This window comes from Halomonas sp. MMH1-48, from assembly GCF_022348105.1.
Classification (GTDB): Bacteria; Pseudomonadota; Gammaproteobacteria; order Pseudomonadales; family Halomonadaceae; genus Vreelandella; species Vreelandella piezotolerans.
Genome location: NZ_JAKRFL010000001.1, coordinates 419,973 through 440,444, shown reverse-complemented (window position 1 = coordinate 440,444; position 20,472 = coordinate 419,973). Strand labels below are relative to the sequence as shown.

16 protein-coding genes are annotated in these 20,472 nt (G+C 59.6%); 12 read left to right on the top strand and 4 right to left on the bottom strand.

Going from position 1 to position 20,472, the window contains the following annotated elements; translation table 11 throughout:
* Positions 1-170: 170 nt before the first annotated feature.
* Complete coding sequence (locus MHM37_RS02100; protein WP_044629929.1) at positions 171-827, top strand: LysE family translocator; 657 nt, start codon at positions 171-173, stop codon at positions 825-827.
* 29 nt (positions 828-856) lie between these two features.
* Here the strand turns inward: MHM37_RS02100 and MHM37_RS02095 are convergent, their stop codons facing one another.
* The gene (locus MHM37_RS02095; protein WP_137093097.1) at positions 857-2,806 is read right to left on the bottom strand and encodes a transglycosylase SLT domain-containing protein; all 1,950 of its coding nucleotides are present in this window, start codon (positions 2,804-2,806) and stop codon (positions 857-859) included.
* 117 nt (positions 2,807-2,923) lie between these two features.
* Between MHM37_RS02095 and MHM37_RS02090 the strand changes: the two genes are divergently transcribed.
* The 4 genes from MHM37_RS02090 to sixA all read left to right on the top strand — a co-directional run bounded on the left by MHM37_RS02090 (position 2,924) and on the right by sixA (position 6,989).
* Positions 2,924-3,271: a YkvA family protein gene (locus MHM37_RS02090; protein ID WP_044629931.1), complete on the top strand. Its 348-nt coding sequence runs from the start codon at positions 2,924-2,926 to the stop codon at positions 3,269-3,271.
* A 98-nt stretch (positions 3,272-3,369) separates the two neighbouring features.
* Positions 3,370-5,274: a molecular chaperone HtpG gene (gene htpG, locus MHM37_RS02085; RefSeq protein ID WP_058577867.1), complete on the top strand. Its 1,905-nt coding sequence runs from the start codon at positions 3,370-3,372 to the stop codon at positions 5,272-5,274.
* 124 nt (positions 5,275-5,398) lie between these two features.
* Positions 5,399-6,490, top strand: coding sequence for an NAD(P)H-dependent glycerol-3-phosphate dehydrogenase (locus MHM37_RS02080; protein ID WP_239295606.1), 1,092 nt, complete (start codon positions 5,399-5,401; stop codon positions 6,488-6,490).
* Positions 6,483-6,989, top strand: a complete 507-nt coding sequence (gene sixA, locus MHM37_RS02075) for a phosphohistidine phosphatase SixA (protein ID WP_139527144.1) — start codon at positions 6,483-6,485, stop codon at positions 6,987-6,989. Before MHM37_RS02080 ends, sixA begins: the two co-directional genes overlap by 8 nt.
* A gap of 74 nt (positions 6,990-7,063) precedes the next feature.
* Here sixA and gatB read toward each other — a convergent pair whose 3' ends face one another.
* The 3 genes from gatB to gatC are packed head-to-tail and all read right to left on the bottom strand — an operon-like array spanning position 7,064 to position 10,325.
* Positions 7,064-8,518 carry an Asp-tRNA(Asn)/Glu-tRNA(Gln) amidotransferase subunit GatB gene (gene gatB / locus MHM37_RS02070; protein WP_139527145.1) on the bottom strand — a complete coding sequence of 485 codons (1,455 nt, stop codon included), beginning with the start codon at positions 8,516-8,518 and terminating at the stop codon, positions 7,064-7,066.
* Positions 8,518-9,978, bottom strand: coding sequence for an Asp-tRNA(Asn)/Glu-tRNA(Gln) amidotransferase subunit GatA (gatA, locus tag MHM37_RS02065; protein ID WP_239295607.1), 1,461 nt, complete (start codon positions 9,976-9,978; stop codon positions 8,518-8,520). Before gatA ends, gatB begins: the two co-directional genes overlap by 1 nt.
* Positions 9,979-10,037: 59 nt before the next feature.
* Positions 10,038-10,325 carry an Asp-tRNA(Asn)/Glu-tRNA(Gln) amidotransferase subunit GatC gene (gene gatC / locus MHM37_RS02060; RefSeq protein ID WP_219861103.1) on the bottom strand — a complete coding sequence of 96 codons (288 nt, stop codon included), beginning with the start codon at positions 10,323-10,325 and terminating at the stop codon, positions 10,038-10,040.
* Positions 10,326-10,554: 229 nt separating this feature from the next.
* Between gatC and MHM37_RS02055 the strand changes: the two genes are divergently transcribed.
* Genes MHM37_RS02055 through tldD form a run of 7 tightly spaced genes read left to right on the top strand, consistent with a single transcriptional unit; the run spans position 10,555 to position 20,468 of the window.
* The gene (locus MHM37_RS02055) at positions 10,555-11,592 is read left to right on the top strand and encodes a rod shape-determining protein (RefSeq protein ID WP_018915723.1); all 1,038 of its coding nucleotides are present in this window, start codon (positions 10,555-10,557) and stop codon (positions 11,590-11,592) included.
* 23 nt (positions 11,593-11,615) lie between these two features.
* Positions 11,616-12,557 (top strand): rod shape-determining protein MreC, encoded by a 942-nt coding sequence (gene mreC / locus MHM37_RS02050; protein ID WP_239295608.1) that lies wholly within the window; start codon positions 11,616-11,618, stop codon positions 12,555-12,557.
* Entirely contained in the window at positions 12,557-13,045 is a 489-nt protein-coding gene (gene mreD / locus MHM37_RS02045; protein WP_139527149.1) for a rod shape-determining protein MreD, read from the top strand. Before mreC ends, mreD begins: the two co-directional genes overlap by 1 nt.
* Positions 13,038-13,640 (top strand): Maf family protein, encoded by a 603-nt coding sequence (locus MHM37_RS02040; RefSeq protein WP_153842863.1) that lies wholly within the window; start codon positions 13,038-13,040, stop codon positions 13,638-13,640. The genes mreD and MHM37_RS02040 overlap by 8 nt, the downstream gene beginning before the upstream one ends.
* 59 nt (positions 13,641-13,699) lie before the next feature.
* Positions 13,700-15,163: a ribonuclease G gene (gene rng / locus MHM37_RS02035; RefSeq protein ID WP_139527151.1), complete on the top strand. Its 1,464-nt coding sequence runs from the start codon at positions 13,700-13,702 to the stop codon at positions 15,161-15,163.
* A 2-nt stretch (positions 15,164-15,165) separates the two neighbouring features.
* Complete coding sequence (locus MHM37_RS02030; protein WP_239295609.1) at positions 15,166-19,017, top strand: AsmA-like C-terminal region-containing protein; 3,852 nt, start codon at positions 15,166-15,168, stop codon at positions 19,015-19,017.
* Positions 19,014-20,468 carry a metalloprotease TldD gene (gene tldD, locus MHM37_RS02025; RefSeq protein ID WP_239295610.1) on the top strand — a complete coding sequence of 485 codons (1,455 nt, stop codon included), beginning with the start codon at positions 19,014-19,016 and terminating at the stop codon, positions 20,466-20,468. Before MHM37_RS02030 ends, tldD begins: the two co-directional genes overlap by 4 nt.
* Positions 20,469-20,472 lie beyond the last annotated feature (4 nt).

Below are 20,472 nucleotides of genomic sequence, written 5' to 3'. Positions count from 1 at the left end.
GAGGCGTGTGGGGTTCTTGCTGGAATTAGCGAAGGAAACATGCACCAGCAGTAGGTGAAGCATCAACCAGATAATCCGATGAGATGCCGGTCTGTCTCACTCTCATGCAAAGGTAAGATCAACCATTTAATCCGCTTACCCGATTTTTTATCACTCAGCGAGCCTGGCCCATGATGGAACTCAATCTTATTGATGCGCAGTTTATCCCTTTCGTTGTGGCAATTACGCTGCTATCGATAAGCCCAGGGGTAGACACGCTCTTGGTGATCCGTAATACAGCGCGAGGCGGGATTCGGGACGGGGTGGCCACTAGCGTAGCGATTTGCTGCGGCTTGTTTGTGCATGCCACCGTTTCTGCGTTAGGGATTTCATTCATTCTGCTGCAGTCGGCTTGGGCGTTTAATATGCTGAAGCTGGCAGGGGCGGCATATCTGATTTGGCTGGGTATCACTAGTCTGCTGGCAGCTCGCCAGGGAACACCGCTGCCGGTGAAAGGTGTTATGAAGGAGTCCATGCCAGTGCCGCTTTGGCAGCCGATCAAAGAGGGGCTTCTTTCGAATGTGCTGAATCCTAAAACCGTGATTTTCTATATGGCGTTTTTGCCGCAATTTATCGCACCCACCGACCCTGCGCTGCTGAAATCACTCTGGCTGGCAGGCGTACATTTTGTCATTGCTAATATCTGGCAGATCAGCGTGGTGCTGATGGTGGGAGGCGCCAGCAAATGGCTGGCCAGCGCGCGCTTTGCACAAACCCTGAATGCGGCCACGGGGGCGGTGCTGGTCATGTTCGGGCTGCGGCTGGCGCTGGAGCAGCGCCCGGTGTGACCGGGCGCGGGAGGGGAGCGGAGACAGGCTTAGCGTTGAACCAGCGCGCGGTCGTAGCGAACGCTCTGCTCGCTGTCGTTCAATAGCGAAACGCCTTCACTGCTACCGCCGTTGGCCAGGCTCTCGAAGATGACCCGATAGCTCAGTACGGCCTGCACGTAATCGCGGGTTTCGCGGAAGGGGATGCTCTCCACGAACAGGTCGAACGACTCCATGCTGTTGCTGCCCAGCCACTGGTCTACGCGACCAGGGCCAGCGTTATAAGCGGCAGTCGCCGCTAAGCGGTTGCCCTGATAGCGTTCTAACTTGTCGCGAAGGTAAGTGCTACCCAGGCGAATATTCAGCTCAGGCTCCAGTACGCCATAAGGCCCGGGGTCGTTAAGCCCCAACTGGCGGCTCACCTGCGCGGCAGTGCCCGGCATTAACTGCATTAAGCCACGTGCACCTGCAGGAGAGAGGGCAACCGGGTTATAGGCGCTTTCTCGGCGAGTGATTGCCATCAGCAGATAAGGGTCAACGCCGGTTTGATGACCCCAAGCCAAAAAGTCATCGCGGTAAGCGGGTGGAAAGCGCCACTCCAACGCATCCCACATCTCGCCAGCAATAGTGGTTTGTACTAGCCGGGCGTGCCACTGCTGATGGGCAGCGTAGTCGGCGAGGGCACGAGCCTGGTAAGGCGACGCTTCGCGCACGGCATGCAGCCACTCGCTGTTGGCCAGGCCCTCTTCGCCAATACGCAGCAGCGCTTGCGTGCGCTGTACGGCGGGCAGTCGCGCGATATCCTCGCGGGTGGCTTCGTCGAAGTGGTGGCGCTCGTGGTTGAGTCGGTACGGCTGGCCGATTTTCTCAGCGGCGGCAAAGCCATAGAAACTACGGTCCTGGGCAGCCTGCTGGTAGCGCGCCTGAGCAGCTTCCTGATTACCCAGCTGTTCGTTGGCACGCCCCAGCCAGTACTGCCAGCGGCTGCTCTCTTGCTGGCTGGAAGGCATTTCAGCAATCCAGTGCATCACCTCTGTCCACTGGCGGTCTGCCAAGGCGCGACGTACGCGCAGCTCCAGCACGCGTTCGCTCTCTAGAGAGGGCAGCACACTATCGACCCAGCCCAGAGTGCCAGGTACATTGCGTACAAGGGCATAGAACGCCAGTTCCTCATCGATCACTTGGCGCTCTAGCGACGTTAAGTTCAAGCGCGGCGAGAGCTGCTGCCAAGCGGCGAAAGCGGTAGGCGTGTCGTCTCGGGTCAGGCGCTGCATGGCGGCTTGGTAGAAAGCCGCCGTGGCTCTGCACTCCGGGCCTAGGCAGGTGGGGGCGCTGGTGATAGCCCTGGTGTTGTTGCTGACCGCGTCCACTGTGTCGAGGGCCGTTTGCCACTCGCTGCTCAGTAGTCCGCCTAGGTAGTTACTCAGGCGCGATTCGCCCGCTTGCCAAGCTAGCATCTTGCGTTCCCAGATGGCGGTCGCATCGATAGTGCCATCGGCCCGTAGGCGGTTGAAAAGGGGGTCACAGGCATCGGGCTGTGAGCTGCCTACTCGCCAAAGCGCCAAGCCCGCGCGGCGCGACTCTTCTGGGGCACGGTCGATGAGCGCCATGTAGTAGTAACACTGACGTGCCGTTCCAGCAGGCTCGCCATCGGCGACGGTGAGTAGATCGCCGTAACGTCCTGCATGACCATATTTGGCAATGGCTTGGCCGCGCATCCATTCCGATAGCGGAGAGTCGGCATGTTGTTCGATGAACTGCAGCACTTGACTGGCGGCCACGTTGGGCAACTGGTTGCGTAAGCGGTGATAGGTGACATAACCGCTGAGTATGTGTCCTTCGATGGCGCGCTCATCGATGTGTTGCCACTGCTGCTGGCGTGCGGCGTTGAGCGCATCACGCATAGCGTCATCAGTGGCTGCCCAACTCCCCGTCGGTAGGCCGATGATGGCTGCTGCGCATAGAGTGCGAAGGGTAGAACGTAATGGCGTAGCCGGCATGGCACTCCCTCTTGCTCGCTGGTAGGGTCAAAGGCGCAATAGTGAACTATACGGACAAGTGAACTATACGCACAGATAAGGTTCTGACAATCGTGACACTAAGAGGATTCGATAACGATGGCACGATTATCCGTTTGGGGATTGTTTCGTCGATTGAAAACACGCGTATGGGCCGTTAAACGTATCGCCCGTGCGCTCAAGCTATTTTTACCCATGACCCGCGATGTGCTGAAAGGAGATTTCAGGCCGATTCCCTGGTCTGCGTTTGGCACCATGGCGCTGGCGTTGGCCTACCTGGTCATGCCATTCGACCTGATCCCCGACTTTTTGGTGCTGCTAGGAGTGGTCGATGACGTATTGATCGTAGGCTGGTTACTAAACCGCGTCGATACGCAGTTGGCCGACTATCGCGCTTGGAAATCGGCTACTGAGGCAGCCACCGCTTCTTCACGCACACCTTCTTGAAATCCCTTCGCTTATCCCCATATTGAGTTCACTACCTTTTCCGCCTCTGCCTATGGGCAGAGGCGTCAAGCAACACGTGATCAATGAGGGCTAAGCGCATGACGACTGCGACCCATGAAGAAACTCTTGGCTTTCAGACGGAAGTCAAACAGCTCCTGAATCTAATGATCCACTCCCTGTACTCGAATCGGGAGATTTTTCTACGCGAGCTGATTTCCAACGCCGCTGATGCCTGTGACAAGTTACGCTATGCCGCACTCGATAACGACGCTCTATACGAAGGCGATAGCGAGCTGCGTATCGAGATCGAGCACGACCGCGACGCCAACACCATCACGCTGCGCGATAATGGTATCGGCATGAACCGCGAAGATGTGATTGCCAACTTGGGCACCATCGCGCGTTCCGGTACGGCAGAGTTTTTGAAGCAGCTCTCCGGCGAGCAGCAAAAAGACGCCAAGCTGATCGGTCAGTTCGGGGTTGGTTTCTATTCGGCCTTCATCGTGGCCGACGAAGTGGTCGTACGTACTCGTAAAGCGGGCACCGCCGCATCTGAAGGCGTCGAGTGGCGCTCCAAAGGCGAAGGCGAGTTTACTGTTGCCGACATCGAGCGTGACGCTCACGGCACGGAAATCACCCTGCATTTAAAAGACGATGCAAAAGAGTTCGCCGACGACTACCGCCTGCAAAGCTTGGTGCGCAAGTACTCTGACCACATCGAAGTGCCGGTGCGTATGCCCAAGGTCGAAACCGCCAAGGATGACGACGGTAACGAGATCGAAGGTAGCGAAGTGACGACGTGGGAAACCGTCAACGAAGCTACCGCGCTGTGGGCGCGCCCGAAGAGCGAGATCAGCGACGACGAGTATAAGGCGTTCTACAAGCACGTTGCCCACGACTTCAGTGACCCGCTTACCTGGAGTCACAACAAAGTCGAGGGTAAGCTCGAGTACACCAGCCTGCTCTACGTGCCGGGCCGCGCACCGTTCGACATGTTCGACCGTGATGGCTCGCGCGGTGTGAAGCTTTACGTGCAACGTGTCTTCATCATGGATGATGCCGAGCAGTTCCTGCCCCTCTACCTGCGTTTCATCAAGGGTGTGCTGGATACGCGCGATCTCTCATTGAACGTCTCTCGTGAGTTGTTGCAGCAAGATCCCAAGGTCGACAAGATCAAAGGGGCGCTCACCAAGCGTGCGCTGGACATGCTCAAGAAACTGTCCAAAGATAGCGAGCAGTATCAAACGTTCTGGAACACCTTTGGCAGTGTGCTGAAAGAGGGCCCAGGTGAAGACTTCGCTAACCGCGAAAAAATCGCCGGTCTGCTGCGCTTTGCTTCCACGCATACCGACACGTCCGCCCAGGAGCATTCTCTGGCCGAATACGTCGAGCGCATGAAGGAAGGTCAGAAGAAGATCTACTACGTGGTGGCGGATAGCTTCAATGCCGCGAAGAACAGCCCGCACCTGGAGATTTTCCGCAAGAAAGGTATCGAGGTGCTGCTCCTCTCCGATCGTATCGATGAGTGGCTGATGAGCCACCTGACCGAGTTCGATGGCAAGCCTTTCGCCGACGTGGCCAAAGGCGAGCTGGACCTGGGCGATGTCGAAGACGAAGCCGAGAAAAAAGCCCAGGAAGAGACGGCCAAGGCGAAAGAGGATCTCGTCAAGCGCGTCAAAGAGGCGCTGAGCGACGGTGTTCAAGAGGTGAAAATCACCCACCGCCTGACCGATTCACCCGCCTGTGTGGTACTGCCCGAGCACGAGATGGGCTACCAAATGCGCCGCATTATGGAAGCTGCAGGCCAGAAGCTGCCGGAGGTGAAGCCCATTCTGGAGCTCAACCCCAACCATGCCCTAGTGGCCCGTTTGGAAAATGCAGAGGGTGATCTATTTGGCCAGTTAGCCCACATCCTCCTGGATCAGGCGATCATTGCCGAGGGCGGCCATCTGGACGACCCGGCTGCCTACGTGAAGCGTCTCAATAGTGTGTTGACGGCTTAATGCCCTAAGCTCGCTAGTCGCGGCCCGCTTGGTCAACCAAGCGGGCCGCTTGTTTTGTTAAGATAGTGCTTATCAAAATGGGGGTTGAGGCCCACCGTTACGTAAAAGAACTCAGGACATGGCTATGGCAGAGCAGCAAAGTAACGTCGCGGTGCTGGGGGGCGGGAGTTTTGGTACCGCGCTGGCCAGTATCGCCGCCGACAATGGCGCTAACGTGCGTCAATGGTTGCGCGACGAGGCGCTGGTCGCGCAGATCAACCGAGAGCACCGCAACGGCCGCTATCTTCCCGACTATGCAATCAACCCTGCCGTCACCGCATCGACCGACTTGAAAACGGTGCTGTCGGGTGCCGAACTGGTGCTGATTGCCATCCCGTCGAAAGCGTTTCGCAGCGTGGTGCAAGCGGCCAAGCCTTGGCTCTCGCCCGAACAAATCCTGGTCAGCACCACCAAAGGGATTGAGCAAGTTGGCTTTTTACTGATGAGCCAAGTGCTGGAGCAAGAGACCGGATTCCCCCATATTGGCGTCATTGCAGGGCCTAATTTGGCCTCCGAGATTGCTGACAAGCAGTTGACCGCCACGGTGATCGCCAGTGCGGATGCGCTAACGCGCACTCGAGTACAGCAAGTGCTGGGCTGTCGCTATTTCCGCGTTTACGCCAGTAATGATCGTCACGGCGTGGAGCTGGGGGGCGCATTAAAGAATATTTACGCCATTGCAGCGGGCATGGCCGCGGCGCTGGGGATGGGGGAGAACACCCGCAGCATGCTGATGACCCGAGCGCTGGCCGAGATGAGCCGTTTCGCCGTTGCCCAGGGGGCCAACCCCATGACGTTTCTTGGTTTGGCAGGCGTGGGCGACCTGATCGTCACTTGCTCGTCTAACTTGTCGCGCAATTACCGCGTGGGCCATGCACTGGGTACGGGGCTGTCGTTAGAGGAAGCGGTGGCTGCGCTTGGCCAAGTGGCTGAAGGCGTCAATACCGTCAAGCTGGTCTGCGCAAAAGCGCGTGAGATGGGGGTTTATATGCCGTTGGCCGAAGGGTTGAATCGTGTACTCTTCGAAGGCGTGCCTGCCGAGGACATGGCGGGAACGCTCATGATGGGCGAGCAGAGTAGCGACGTGGAGTTCATTCTGCCCCGCGAAGCGGTCCAGCAGGCGCATCGCGAGCAGGCTCATCAGGATCAGCAAGGCAGCGGAGATTCCCATGAATAGCCACCGACAGCAAGGTAGTTGCAGCGTATTGATCATGCGTCATGGCGAAGCCGCGCCAGGTTTTCCAGACCACGCCCGGCCGCTGACGCCCAGGGGGGAGCACGAGGCCGAGACCATGGCTCGCTGGCTGGCGACGCGTATCGATCAAGGCGAGCTGTCTAGGCCAACGCTCTACGCCAGCCCTTACGTCCGTGCTCAGCAAACCGCCCAGCGAATCAGCGATGCCCTGGGCGCACCCCTCAATACGCTGTCCTTCATTACCCCGGAAGATCCGCCCGGCGATGTCAGCGACTGGTTGCTCAGGCATCCCGTTGACTCGCCGATCATGCTGGTTAGCCACATGCCGCTGGTGGGCGACTTGGCTGGGCTGTTGGTCGAAGGCGCGCCAAGCCAGGGCGTTGGCTTTCCCACGGCGGCCATTGCCGAGCTAGAGGCTGACGTCTGGGCGGCAGGCTGCGCGCAGCTCAAGCGTTTTACTCAGCCGAGTCAACTGGCTTAACGAGACGCTCGAGACCAAAAAAGCGGCTGCCGAGGCAGCCGCTTTTGGTTGATGGCCGTGCCGACTAGCCGTGGCTAGAGCAGCGCATCCAGCTTCTCTTTCAACAAGCCGTTGACCTGCTGGGGGTTGGCGGTGCCGCGTGAGGCTTTCATCACCTGGCCCACGAAGTAGCCAATCATCTTGCCGCGTTTCTCCGGCTCGGAGTCACGGTACTGCGCCACCTGTGCCGGGCTTTCGGCAATGACTTGGTCGATCATTGCTTCGATGGCGCCGGTGTCGGTGACCTGTTTTAGGCCTTTGGCCTCGATGACGGCATCTGCGCTCTCGCCCTGGCCGTTCCAAAGCGCTTGGAAGACCTGCTTCGCTGCCTTACCGTTGATGGTGTCGTCCAGTACGCGGCTGATCAACTCACCCAGCTGTTGGGCGGATACCGGACTGTGTTGAATGCTCAGGTTCTCCCGGTTCAATGCACCAGAGAGCTCGCCCTGTACCCAATTGGCTGCCTGCTTGGCGTCGCCACAGACGCGATGCACTTCTTCGAAGAACTCCGCCATGTCACGGCTGGCCGACAGCACGTTGGCGTCGTACGCCGAGAGGCCTAGTTCGCTCTGGAAACGGGCGCGCTTGTCGGCGGGCAGTTCCGGCAGTTGGCTGCGCAGGTGGTCCAGATAGGCCTGGTCCAACACCACCGGTAGCAGGTCGGGGCAGGGGAAGTAGCGGTAGTCGTTGGCTTCTTCCTTGGTCCGCATGCTGCGGGTCTCGTCACGCTCTGGATCGAACAGGCGAGTCTCTTGGACGACTTTACCGCCATCTTCGATGAGCTCGATCTGCCGCTCGACTTCGAACGCAATGGCGCGCTCGACGAAGCGGAAGGAGTTGACGTTCTTGATCTCCGCCCGGGTGCCAAACGCGTCTTGGCCTTTTGGACGTACCGACACGTTGACGTCGCAGCGCATCGAGCCCTCGGCCATGTTGCCATCGGAAATACCCAGGTAGGTCACGATGGAGTGAATCGCTTTTAGATAGGCGGCGGCTTCTTTGGCGCTGCGCATGTCCGGCTCGGAGACGATCTCTAAAAGCGGCGTGCCCGCCCGGTTCAGGTCGATCCCGGTCATGCCGTGGAAGTCTTCGTGCAGCGATTTGCCGGCGTCCTCTTCCAGGTGGGCGTGGTGAATACGAATCCGTTTGGTGGTGTCGTCATCCAGCGTGATCTCGACTTCACCCGCGCCCACGATGGGGTGGTACATCTGACTGGTTTGGTAGCCCTTCGGCAAATCTGGATAGAAGTAATTCTTACGGTCGAACACCGAGACTTCAGGGATCTCGGCGTGGACGGCGAGGCCAAACTGCACGGCCATGGCGACGGCCTGCTCATTGAGCACCGGCAGCACGCCCGGCAGGCCCAAGTCGACGGCGCAGGCCTGGGTGTTCGGCTCGGCGCCAAACGCAGTGGAGGCGCCGGAAAAGATCTTAGAGCGCGTTGCGAGCTGAACGTGGACCTCGAGCCCGATCACGGTTTCCCATTGCATTAGGCGTTCTCCTCGGCAAAAGCAGGCAGTTGAAGGTGCCAGTCGGTCGCTTGCTGGAACTGGTGAGCAACGTTGAGCAGCTGCGCTTCGGCAAAGTGGGTGCCCAGAATCTGCAGGCCTACCGGGCGGCCACCGGCAAAGCCAGCGGGAACGCTAATACCTGGGATGCCTGCCAGGTTGACGGCGATGGTGTAGATGTCTTGCAAATACATGGAAACCGGATCTTTCTTGGCGCCCAGGTCGAAGGCAGGCGTCGGTGAGGCGGGGCCCATGAGCACGTCGACATCCTCGAAAGCATCGAGAAAATCTTGACGAATCAAGCGACGAACCTGCTGCGCTTTGGTGTAGTAGGCGTCGAAGAAGCCCTCCGATAGCGTGTGTGTGCCAATGAGAATGCGGCGTTTCACCTCTTCACCGAACCCTTCCGCCCGTGAGCGGGTGTAGAGGTCGACGAGATCCGCAGGCGCATCGCAGCGATGACCAAAACGCACGCCGTCGAAGCGCGATAGGTTCGACGAGGCCTCGGCAGGGGCGATGACGTAGTAAGCCGGAATCGCGTAGTGGGTGTGCGGCAAGCTGACGTCGCGCACCGAAGCGCCCAGCGATTCATACACTTTCACCGCGTCACGAACGGCCTTCTCGACCTCGGGGTCCAGGCCGTCACCAAAATACTCCGTCGGTAGGCCGATTTTGAGGCCAGAGAGCGGGGCGTTGAGCGTCTCGGTGTAGTCCGGCACGCCACGGGCGACGCTGGTGGAGTCGCGTACATCGTGACCGGCAATCACGTTCATCAGGTGCGCACAATCTTCGGCAGTGCGTGCCATGGGGCCTGCCTGGTCGAGACTGGAGGCGTAGGCGATCATGCCGTAACGAGAGACACGTCCGTAAGTGGGCTTCAGACCGGTAATGCCACAAAATGCTGCTGGCTGGCGTATGGAGCCGCCGGTGTCGGTGCCCATCGCCGCGGGTACGAGCCCGGCAGCCACGGCAGCAGCGCTACCGCCCGAGCTTCCACCGGGCACGGCTGAGAGATCCCAAGGATTTTTGACGGCACCGTAGTGGCTGTTTTCGTTGGAAGAGCCCATGGCGAACTCATCCATATTGGTTTTACCCAGGCTAATGGTGCCTGCAGCGCTCAGTTTTTCGACCACGGTGGCATCGTAAGGCGCGATAAAGTTATCGAGCATTTTGGAGCCGCAGCTAGTTTTCACGCCTTGGGTACAAAAAATATCTTTTAGCGCTAGAGGAATTCCGGTGAGCTTGCCTGCTTTACCGCTGGCTCGTGCTTTATCAGCGGCGTCGGCTTTTATGAGCGCCTGCTCGGCGGTCACGGTAATGAAGCTATTGAGCTGGTCGTCGGTTTTCTCGATGCGCTGTAAAAAATGAGACGTCAGCTCTCGGCTGGAGAGTTCACCACTGTCTAAGGCGGCGGCGAGCTGCGTTACGGTTTTGTCATGCATGACCCGGAAGCTCCGTTCAGAGGCGGATGGAAGGAGTGGAAACGAACGACGAGCGTGGCTTATTCGACCACGCGCGGGACAAGATAAAGGCCGTTTTCCACTGCCGGGGCGCAGTGTTGGAACGTATCGCGCTGATTCGTTTCTGTGACTTCGTCGGCGCGAAGGCGCTGGGTCGCATCGAGCGGATGGGACAGCGGCGCGACGCCTTCGGTGTCCAGGCTCTGGAGCTGGTCGACCATGTCCAGAATGCGGCTAAGATCGTCGACGAAGCCGCTGGCTTGGTCGTCGCTAACGGCGAGTCGGGCCAAGTGTGCGGCCCGGCGCACATGAGATTCTTCAAGCGCCATGATCGAGGTTTCCTCGCAATGGTGATGGAACATATTTCGCTTTGAGCGGTATACGTACGGTCATCTTAAATTCGTCTGACGGAGCAGACGTGGAAAATAGCCGCAAAAGGTACCACATATTGGCCTTGGCGGGCAGTGTTCGGGACGACTCGTGCTTGCTGCCAAGGGGTTGCGGTGATACCGTTTGCATCCGCACAGGGTTCCCGGTCTGCACTAGGTAACAACATCCATGTTCAAACGTTTGAGGGGGCTGTTTTCCAGCGATCTGTCGATCGACTTGGGTACGGCCAACACACTGATTTATGTACGCGGTCGTGGCATCGTGCTCGATGAACCGTCCGTAGTCGCCATCCGCCAGTCTGGCAACATGCGCAGCGTCGCCTCGGTGGGTGCCGATGCCAAGCGCATGCTTGGTCGCACGCCTGGCAATATTACGGCCATTCGTCCGATGAAAGACGGTGTCATCGCCGACTTCACCGTTACCGAGCAGATGCTTCAGCACTTCATTCGTAAAGTGCATCAAAGTACGTTCCTCACCCCCAGTCCGCGCGTTCTAGTCTGCGTGCCCTGCATGTCGACGCAGGTGGAGCGACGCGCCATTCGTGAATCGGCGGAAGGCGCCGGCGCGCGTGAAGTGTTCCTGATCGAAGAGCCCATGGCGGCAGCGATCGGTGCTGGCTTGCCGGTGGAAGAAGCGCAGGGCTCGATGGTCGTGGATATCGGTGGGGGCACCACGGAAATCGCGATCATATCGCTCAACGGTGTCGTATATTCAGAATCGATCCGCGTAGGCGGTGACCGTTTTGATGAGGCGATCACCGCGTACGTGCGCCGTCACTATGGCAGCCTGATTGGTGAAGCGACGGCCGAGCGTATCAAAGAAGAGATTGGCTGTGCTTATCCAGGCGGCGAGCTGCGCGAGATCGATGTGCGTGGCCGTAACCTTGCCGAGGGTATTCCACGCAGCTTTACCTTGAACTCCCACGAAATTCTCGAAGCACTGCAAGAGACGCTGGGCTCTATCGTAGCCGCCGTCAAGAGCGCGCTGGAGCAGTCTCCACCCGAGCTGGCCTCAGATATCGCCGAGCGCGGCTTGGTGCTGACCGGCGGTGGCGCGCTGCTGCGTGACCTGGATAAGTTGATCGCCGAAGAGACCGGCTTGCCGGTGATCGTGGCGGAAGATCCGCTGACCTGCGTTGCACGTGGAGGCGGCAAGGCATTGGAGATGATCGATCAGCACACGTTTGAGTTGCTGTCGAGCGACTGATCGCAGCGGTTTATCGCGGGGGATTGCCTATCAAACCGCTGTTTTCACACGGGCCGCTACCCGGTTACCGGCTATTCTTCTGTGTTGTGGCGGCAAGCGCATTGATGTTTGTCGACCACCGTTTCACTCGCATGGAAGATCTGCGCGCCCAAATGACCACGATCGTTGCACCCATTCAGTGGGCGGTTAGTGTGCCCAGCGACCTGCTGAACTGGGGGGCGCTGGCGCTCTCCGACCAGCAGGCGCTGGTGGATGAAAATCGACGCTTGCGCGAGCAAATATTGACACTTTCCCACCGTGGTCAACGCTTGGCGAATTTGACTGCTGAGAACGCGGAGCTGCGCCAACTGCTGGGCGCCGCCGAGCGGCGGGACATTCCCTATATGACGGCGGAACTGCTGTCGTTGGACAACGACCCTTTTAGCCATCAGATGGTGGTCGACCGTGGGCATCGTAACGGTGCCTACGTGGGGCAGCCGGTGATCGATGCATCAGGACTCGTCGGCCAGGTGACGGCCGTCTCGGCATACTCGAGTCGGGTCTTGTTGCTGGCCGATGCCAGCCACGCGCTGCCGGTCCAGGTCAATCGCAACGGTCTGCGCTTCATCGTTCAGGGCACTGGCCGCTACGGCAGTGTGAACGTGCTTCACGTACCGGATACGGCCGATATCCGTGAAGGTGATCTGCTGACCACGTCCGGATTGGCGGGGCGCTTTCCGCCGGGATACCCCGTGGCGAGGGTAACTGAGGTTTATCACGATCCTGGCCAGCCGTTTGCTCGTGTGGTCGCTGAACCATCTGCTCAGCTCCAGCGTTCGCGACATTTTTTGCTGCTTTTTCCACCTCCCCGCGAAGAGTTGGATCCGTCTATTTGGGATGAGTCCATGGAGATTTCAGCCGACGCGCTCCATGCTGCTCAGCGGCTTGGGCAACCATCCCCCCTGTCCGAAGAGGAGGCGCGCTAATGGCACGTGCGCCGATGGTACCGCTCGTGGTGGTCTGGCTCAGTCTCGTATTGGCGCTGTGCCTGCAGGTCATGCCACTTGCTGATGGTTGGCAAGTGTTTCGCCCCGAATGGGTGGGGCTCATGCTCATCTACTGGTGCATGCGTGCCCCTGATAGAGTCGGTGTCTTTCATGGCTTCGTATTTGGCCTATTGATGGATCTCATCGAGGGGACGGCACTAGGGCAGCACGCGCTCATCCTGTCGTTACTGGCGTTCTTAGCGGCGCTGGTCTATCCCCGTTTCCGCGCTTACTCGTTGGTACAGCAATCGGTGCTGGTGCTGGTGCTGCTGGGACTGGTTCAGCTCATCGAGCAGTGGCTGCGCACGTTGACCGGCGACTTCTCGATCCACCTCTCTTTCTTGATTCCTTCGCTGGTGAGCGCGCTGCTGTGGCCGTGGCTGGCGACGATGTTCCACGCCATCGAACGGCGCATGGCCAATGCGTGACGTTGCCACGACTCCCGTGCTCTGCTTGGCGTCTGCTTCACCGCGACGCCAGGCGCTGCTCGCGTCGATCGGGGTGCCCGTCACCGTCATGCCCAGTAACGTCGACGAAACGCCCATCGAGGGAGAATCCCCCGCCGCTTATGTAGAGCGGCTGGCCATTGCCAAGGCAGAGGCAGCGACGGGGAAAACCACGCTGCCCGTGCTAGGGTCGGACACGGCGGTGGTCGTCGACGATACGATTCTGGGCAAGCCGCGCGACCAGCAGCACGCGGCTGATATGTTATCGCTGTTAGCAGGGCGGTCGCACCGAGTACTCACGGCAGTAGCGGTCAGCGGGTCGCGGGGTATACTCTCCTGCTGTGTGACCACCGAGGTCATCATGCGCGCGTTAACGGCAGACGAGATCGAATGCTATTGGCATACCGGTGAACCTGTCGATAAAGCGGGCGGGTATGCCATCCAGGGGCTAGCCGCTATTTTTATCGAACGAATTCAGGGCAGTCATTCCGCCGTGGTAGGGCTGCCTCTTTTTGAAACCACGCGCTTGCTTCGCCAGCAAGGGGTTCCCATTTGGGCGGGCCGTTATCTTACGTAACCACCGACTCATCGCCCGCTGCGCTGGCAAGGAATTGGACACCCAATAAGGAATTTTGCATGAGCGGTGAAGTCCTCATCAATTTAACGCCCATGGAGACCCGCGTTGCGCTGGTAGAAAACGGCGTATTGCAAGAGGCGCTCATCGAGCGCTCTCGCAGGCGCGGTATCGTAGGCAATATCTACAAAGGCAAAGTCGTTCGCGTACTGCCTGGCATGCAGGCTGCTTTTGTCGATATTGGCTTGGAGCGTGCGGCGTTCATCCATGCACACGAAGTCATGCCGCCCGGCACTCCTAGCGAGGAGCAGCAAACCATTGGGCAACTGCTCCACGAAGGCCAAGCCCTGGTCGTTCAGGTCACCAAAGATCCCATCGGCACCAAAGGGGCACGTCTAACCACGCACTTATCGATCCCCTCGCGGTACTTGGTTTACATGCCTGACTCGCCACACCACGGCGTGTCGCAGCGCATCGAGGACGAGCGTGAGCGTGAACGCTTGAAGATGCTGCTAGACAAGAGCATCGAGGAGCAAACCCTCGAGGTGACAGGCGGTTTCATCGTGCGGACTGCCGCAGAGGGCGTGGGCGATGAAGAACTGGCCAGCGATATGTACTTCCTGTTGCGCATTTGGCGAAAAGTCAGCGAGCGCAAAATCACTGCTGCACCGCCCAGCGTCATTTATGACGACCTGCCGCTGTTCATGCGCACGCTCCGAGACGTGATGCGCGATGACATCGAGAAGGTGCGCATCGATTCCCGGGAAAACTTCGTCAAGCTCGTGGAGTTCGCAGAAGAGTTCATGCCCGATGCGGTCGACCGTATAGAGTACTATCCCGGTGAGCGTCCGATCTTCGATCTCTATAGTGTCGAAGACGAGATTCAGAAAGCGCTGGGGCGCAAGGTGCAACTCAAGTCGGGCGGGTATTTGGTCATCGACCCGACCGAGGCCATGACGACCATCGATGTGAATACCGGTGGCTACGTGGGGCATCGCAATCTCGAAGAGACGATTTTCAAGACCAATTTGGAAGCCGCCACTGCCATTGCGCGCCAGCTTCGTTTACGCAATTTGGGCGGTATCATCATCATCGACTTCATCGATATGGTGGATGTCGAGCACCAGCGTCAAGTGTTGCGCGTGTTAGAGAAAGCGTTAGAGCGTGATCACGCCAAAACCAAATGCACCGGTGTTACCGAGCTTGGACTGGTGCAGTTAACGCGTAAGCGTACTCGGGAAAGCTTAGAGCAGACTCTCTGCGAAGCATGTCCGACCTGTGGCGGCCGCGGGACCCTCAAAACTCCAGAAACCATCTGTTACGAAATATTCCGGGAGATCCTTCGCGAAGAGCGTGCCTATAGCGCGGAGACCTATATGGTGCTGGCGTCGCAGCCGGTGGTGGATCGCCTGCTGGATGAAGAGTCTGCCGCTGTCGCCGATCTGGAGACCTTCATCAATAAAACGATCCGTTTCCAGGTCGAGCAGCACTACTCTCAAGAGCAGTACGACATCGTACTGATGTAATGATGTCATCACGCTCTCTCGTTCGTGGCTGTTGGATCAGCGTCGCTGCCGTGCTGGCGACGCTGGCTGTGGTGATGCTGGCGTTTCGTCTATTGGCCAGCCAGACGGATGCCTTGACCCCACGTATCGAAGCCATGCTCGAAGCGCGCATCGGGGTGCCGGTACACGTCGACCGACTAGCACTCTCGTTAGAACGTAATGTTCTGCACCTAGCGCTCGATGAACTTAAGGCGCAAACCCCTGAGGGACAGGCCTTGGTGGAGGTCGACCGCCTGTCGCTACGTCTCGATGTCTGGGAGAGCTTGCGTCGGTTGGCGCCCATCTTCAGCGATGCGCGTATGTTTGGGCTGCGCTTTCATCTTTACCAACAGCAGGATAGCGGATGGGGGTGGCCCTCTCCGGCCGAACTCCCCCTGGGCGTGACGCCCCAGCCCGACGTCGACCTCGACGCCTTAGATGCTTGGGCGGGCCTGTTACTGCGCCAGCGCGTCTGGGTGGATGATAGTCGCGTCACCCTGCATGGCGCGGAGCAAACCGTGATGCTGCACGCGCCCACGCTCTTGTTGAGCGGTGATCGGCGACGGACGCGTCTAGAGGGCGCGCTGACCATCGTCGATACGCCTGATGCGGCGAATGCCGAGCTTCCGGCCATGACCCTTCGTGCCGAAATGCAGCCAGGAAAGCAGGGGTTTAGCGACTTTTCGGCGGCTCTTCAGCTGGACATGCAGCTTGACCACTTGGTGGTACTGGCCGCCCTGTTTCGGCCGGATCGGATGCCCTTTTTGGAGCAGGTGGGTGGCCAGGTACAGCTTTGGGGCCGTTGGCAAGAGGGTGCCTTGGCCGATGCGCGGCTGGCACTGGATGTTCCTGAGCTCACCCTGCGTCAGGATGTCGAATACGCCGTGCTTCGCAATATTCAGGCCAGCGGACAGTGGCTGCGTGATGGCGATGGGGGGGAGGCATGGCTCAGCGGCAGTGCCGAGACCGTCGAGTGGGCACAACCCGAGGGGGGCAGCGCTGGCCCGGCACTACCACGTCACTGGTATCTATCGCATCAACCCGGACAGTGGGAATTGCGCACCAGCGCATTCGAGCTCGCCTCTTTGGCGGCGTGGCGTGAGTATGCACTATTGCCTGAGTCGGTGACGCGGGTTCTGCAAACACTTTCACCCCGCGGGCAGGTGCAGGGCTTACGTCTAGGCCAGCGTGACGGCCGTTGGGGGGTCGATGCAGCCCTGACCAACGTTGCCGTTTTGCCATGGCAGCAGGCACCGGGCGGCGGGCCGCTGGATGCCTGGGTTCAGGCGCGCGATTTGCGTGGGCGTGTGACCTTTAATAGCGCGGGCGATAGCGCGCTTTACTTCCCTGAACTGTTTGATGCGCCGATGCAGCTTGGCCATGCAGAAGGGGTCGTCGAGTGGGTTTACGACGGCCCCAATACCATGATCAGCGGTCGCGATCTGAACGTCGATTGGGAGGGAGCTCGTGTCAGCGGTGGCTTTGGCCTGATCACTGGGCAGCAAAACGGCCAGTTCGGTCTCGACATCGCCTTTGCCGACGTGGATGCGCGCGCTCGTCCGCTCTCGCAGTGGCTGCCGATGAAAGCGTTCGACCCAGCGCTGCGCGATTGGTTGGCCAGCGATATAGGGGGCATGGTGCCTCAGGGCTCTTTGAAGCTCAGCCAGCCGCTGGGGCCGCGCGCGTCATCGGATCAGCTATCGGCAACGCTGGCACTGGCGATCGAGCAGGGCTATCTACCGATAGCGCCTGATTGGCCCCTACTAGAGGATCTTGAGGGGCGCTTGCTCTGGCAAGGAGGCGTATTGCAAGCCGAAGTGGCGCATGCGCAGAGTCAGGGTGTGGAAGTCGCCAATGGTGTGGTACGTATGGAAGAGAAGCAGCCACTGACGCTGTCGGCAGACGTACATAGTCATGGCGCTGCGTTGCTGAGTTTCCTTCGCGCCATGCCCGACATGGATACGCTACCCCTCGACGCGCTGTCGGCGCAGGGACATCTTGACGGTGACGTCGCGCTGGAGCTGCCACTCGAATCCCCAGAGACGCTTCAGCTCGAGATCAATGTCCGCCCGGTGCTATCGGCTGTCGGCTATGCGCCGCTGCCTATTACGCTGCGTGAACTGGGGGGGGAACTTCACTGGCAACAAGTGGGGCAGGCGCATGCCCTGACCGGCGACTTGAGTAGTCAGTGGCAGGGAGGGGATCTGCGGGCGACATTCTTGGCCGATGAGCGCATCGCCCTTGAAGGGAGCGTAGCGACCTCAGCGCTCTGGTCGCTGGCGAGCGTGCCTGCCGAACAAGCTCGTCAAATCATCGACGGTAGCACGCCGTGGCAAGGGGAGGTCACGCTGACGCCTAGCCCCGTGGTGACGTTGCAAAGTCGCCTTCTCGGCGTGACGAGCGAGCTGCCCGAGCCATTTGCCAAGCGCAGCGAAGAGGCCTGGCCGTTACAGTTACGCGCTGAGTTGGCCTCTGGGCGTACTTCCGTTGAGTTGGCCGATAAGCTCGTGGCCAAGGTACACTCTTTAGAGGGTGGTGCACAGGCAGGGCAAGTAGCGCTAGGCAGCGCGGTATCGCGCTCCGGCTGGCCCCGACAGCCGGGCTGGCGCTTGGATGCAGGTCTTGACACACTGGACCCGTTGGCGTGGCAAGCAGCCCTTGCTCCGCTGATGTCAGGAAATCTGGAAAACGCTTCCAGCCGTGGTGACCGTTCGCCTTTCGACGTGCGGCTGCGCACTGAGTGTCTGATGTATCGTGAGACCTGTCTGGGCGCGATGACGGCCTCAGGAAAGATCGAACCTCAGCGTGCAGCCTTAACCCTCAATGGTGATGTGCTGAACGGCCGGGTCGACTACCAACCTGCCAGCGAGCGTCCGCTGGACATCGCCATCACCACGCTGATGCTGGATTCATTGTTCGATCTCCCCGCCAACACCCATGATGCTAGCGTCGCTGCTCCCGACTCCTGGATCGAGGCGGTCGATACCCAGTACGCAGATCCCGTGCCAATCCCAGACGGCTTGGCGGCGCTGCCTAATGGCCGGTTGCGACTGGCGGAAGTGAGTGTGGGTGATCGCCGCTACGGACCGCTTACCGCGTTTTGGCAAGCCGATGAGCGTCGTTTTACGCTTGCGCCGGTGGGGCTGACACTCGGTCAGCTCTCTGCGCGAGGCGAACTGGTGTGGGAGGGCAATGCGGTGAACAGTCGAACCCGCGCCGATATTTCTATTCAGGGAGGCGATGTCGGTACGGCGCTAGAGCGGCTAGGGCAGCCGGTGGCCATGCGAAGCCGTACGACGGATGTATCCGCCAACCTCACGTGGCCCGGCGCACCCTGGCAGGTGGATTTGAGCCGAGCCGGTGGAGAGATGAGCGCGGATCTTCGTGATGGGCGTTTCGTGACGCTCGAATCGACGCCAGCCCGCCTGGTTGGACTGCTCAATTTCGATAACATTCTGCGCCGCTTGCGCTTCGATTTTTCCGATTTGACGGGTCAAGGCACCGCCTTCGATCGTGTGCACGGTACCGCTGACGTGGCCCAGGGGCAGCTGCTGCTGCGCGGCCCCCTACAAATTGATGCCCCTGCGACCACGCTGACGCTGACAGGAAGTGTTAACCTCTTACAGCGTGAACTCGATCAGCGTCTCGGCGTCACACTGCCTGTGAGCCAAAGTTTACCCATCGCCGCCATTGCGGTCGGCGCGCCCATCGTTGGCGGCGCGCTATTCATTGCCGACCAGCTATTCGGCGATGCGTTGGATCAAGCAACCACTCTCTATTATCGCGTGCGAGGTCCTTGGACCTCGCCGCAAGTGACTTTAGAAGGCCCCCAATGACCCCACAAACAAGCGATATCGAGTCTGCCGTTTCCATTTTGCTTACCCCTGGTGGTCTCGATCTTGACGCCCTGGATACTGGCCTTGGTTATGCCCTGGGAGCGGGCATCGATTATGCCGATCTCTATTTTCAGCGAACTTGGCAAGAAGGGTGGGTGCTGGAGGATGGCGAGGTCAAAGAGGCCAGCTATAACATTGATGGTGGCGTGGGCGTGCGCTCGCTGGCGGGTGAGAAAACGGGGTTTGCGTACTCCAATCAAATCACCGCCGATGCCTTGATGGACACCGGGCGAACGGCGGCTGGCATCGTACGCAGCGGCAAGCAGCTGCCGGGCCAGCGCGTCACGCCAGTGAGCGCGGCATCTCGCTATGCAGGTGTCGATCCGCTGGCGGGACTGTCGGCGGAAGAGAAACTCGCCATGTTGAAAGAAGCCGACCGGGTGGCGCGAGCGGCGGATCCCAGCATTAGCCAAGTGAGCGCGTCGCTCTCTGGCACCTACGAAGTCGTGCTGGTACGCGCCAGCGACGGCACCCTTGCCGCCGATATTCGCCCCCTCGTGCGTTTCAACGTCAGTGTGATTGCGGCCAAAAACGGCCGCCGGGAGCGCGGTAGCGCGGGCGGCGGTGGTCGTTACTCGATGTCGCGTCTGCGTGATGAAGGCGTGGCCGAGCGCTACGCAAAAGAAGCGGTGCGTCAAGCGCTGGTCAACCTGGAGGCTGTCGACGCACCGGCCGGGCAGATGCCGGTGGTGTTAGGGGCGGGTTGGCCTGGTATTCTTCTGCACGAAGCCGTTGGGCACGGATTGGAAGGCGATTTCAACCGCAAAGGCAGCTCGGCGTTTGCCGGGCGGATGGGGCAGCAGGTCGCCGCCAAGGGCGTCACGGTGGTCGACGATGCCACGGTGGCCGATAGCCGTGGCGCGCTCAGTGTGGACGACGAAGGCACGCCCGGTCAGTACACGCCGTTGATCGAAGACGGTATTTTGACGGGCTATATGCAGGATAAGCTGAATGCGCGCTTGATGAAAATGGCGCCCACCGGTAATGCGCGTCGCGAGTCGTTTGCGCATTTGCCAATGCCACGTATGACCAACACGGTCATGCTGGCGGGGCAGGATGATCCTGACGACATCATCAAAAGCGTCAAGCGGGGTATCTATGCCGTCAGCTTTGGCGGCGGTCAAGTAGACATTACCTCGGGTAAGTTCGTCTTTTCGGCCAGCGAAGCTTACATGATCGAAGATGGCAAGATCACAGCGCCGGTCAAGGGCGCGACGCTGATAGGCAACGGGCCCGAAGCCATGGGCAGAGTGTCGATGATTGGCCATGACATGGCGATGGATACCGGCATTGGCGTATGTGGTAAAGAGGGGCAGGGCGTGCCCGTCGGTGTCGGTCAGCCCACGCTTAAGCTGGATGAGCTGACCGTCGGCGGTACGCAGTCTTCATGACCGG

Excerpts from the sequence above, each read along its gene's own strand:
- MHM37_RS02040 (WP_153842863.1), top strand. The coding sequence starts at position 13,038 with ATGCGTGACGTTGCCACGACTCCCGTGCTCTGCTTGGCGTCTGCTTCA.
- tldD (WP_239295610.1), top strand. The coding sequence starts at position 19,014 with ATGACCCCACAAACAAGCGATATCGAGTCTGCCGTTTCCATTTTGCTT.
- gatB (WP_139527145.1), bottom strand. The coding sequence starts at position 8,518 with ATGCAATGGGAAACCGTGATCGGGCTCGAGGTCCACGTTCAGCTCGCA.
- MHM37_RS02030 (WP_239295609.1), top strand. The coding sequence starts at position 15,166 with ATGTCATCACGCTCTCTCGTTCGTGGCTGTTGGATCAGCGTCGCTGCC.
- MHM37_RS02095 (WP_137093097.1), bottom strand. The coding sequence starts at position 2,806 with ATGCCGGCTACGCCATTACGTTCTACCCTTCGCACTCTATGCGCAGCA.
- gatC (WP_219861103.1), bottom strand. The coding sequence starts at position 10,325 with ATGGCGCTTGAAGAATCTCATGTGCGCCGGGCCGCACACTTGGCCCGA.
- rng (WP_139527151.1), top strand. The coding sequence starts at position 13,700 with ATGAGCGGTGAAGTCCTCATCAATTTAACGCCCATGGAGACCCGCGTT.
- sixA (WP_139527144.1), top strand. The coding sequence starts at position 6,483 with ATGAATAGCCACCGACAGCAAGGTAGTTGCAGCGTATTGATCATGCGT.
- MHM37_RS02100 (WP_044629929.1), top strand. The coding sequence starts at position 171 with ATGATGGAACTCAATCTTATTGATGCGCAGTTTATCCCTTTCGTTGTG.
- mreD (WP_139527149.1), top strand. The coding sequence starts at position 12,557 with ATGGCACGTGCGCCGATGGTACCGCTCGTGGTGGTCTGGCTCAGTCTC.
- MHM37_RS02055 (WP_018915723.1), top strand. The coding sequence starts at position 10,555 with ATGTTCAAACGTTTGAGGGGGCTGTTTTCCAGCGATCTGTCGATCGAC.
- MHM37_RS02090 (WP_044629931.1), top strand. The coding sequence starts at position 2,924 with ATGGCACGATTATCCGTTTGGGGATTGTTTCGTCGATTGAAAACACGC.
- htpG (WP_058577867.1), top strand. The coding sequence starts at position 3,370 with ATGACGACTGCGACCCATGAAGAAACTCTTGGCTTTCAGACGGAAGTC.
- gatA (WP_239295607.1), bottom strand. The coding sequence starts at position 9,978 with ATGCATGACAAAACCGTAACGCAGCTCGCCGCCGCCTTAGACAGTGGT.
- MHM37_RS02080 (WP_239295606.1), top strand. The coding sequence starts at position 5,399 with ATGGCAGAGCAGCAAAGTAACGTCGCGGTGCTGGGGGGCGGGAGTTTT.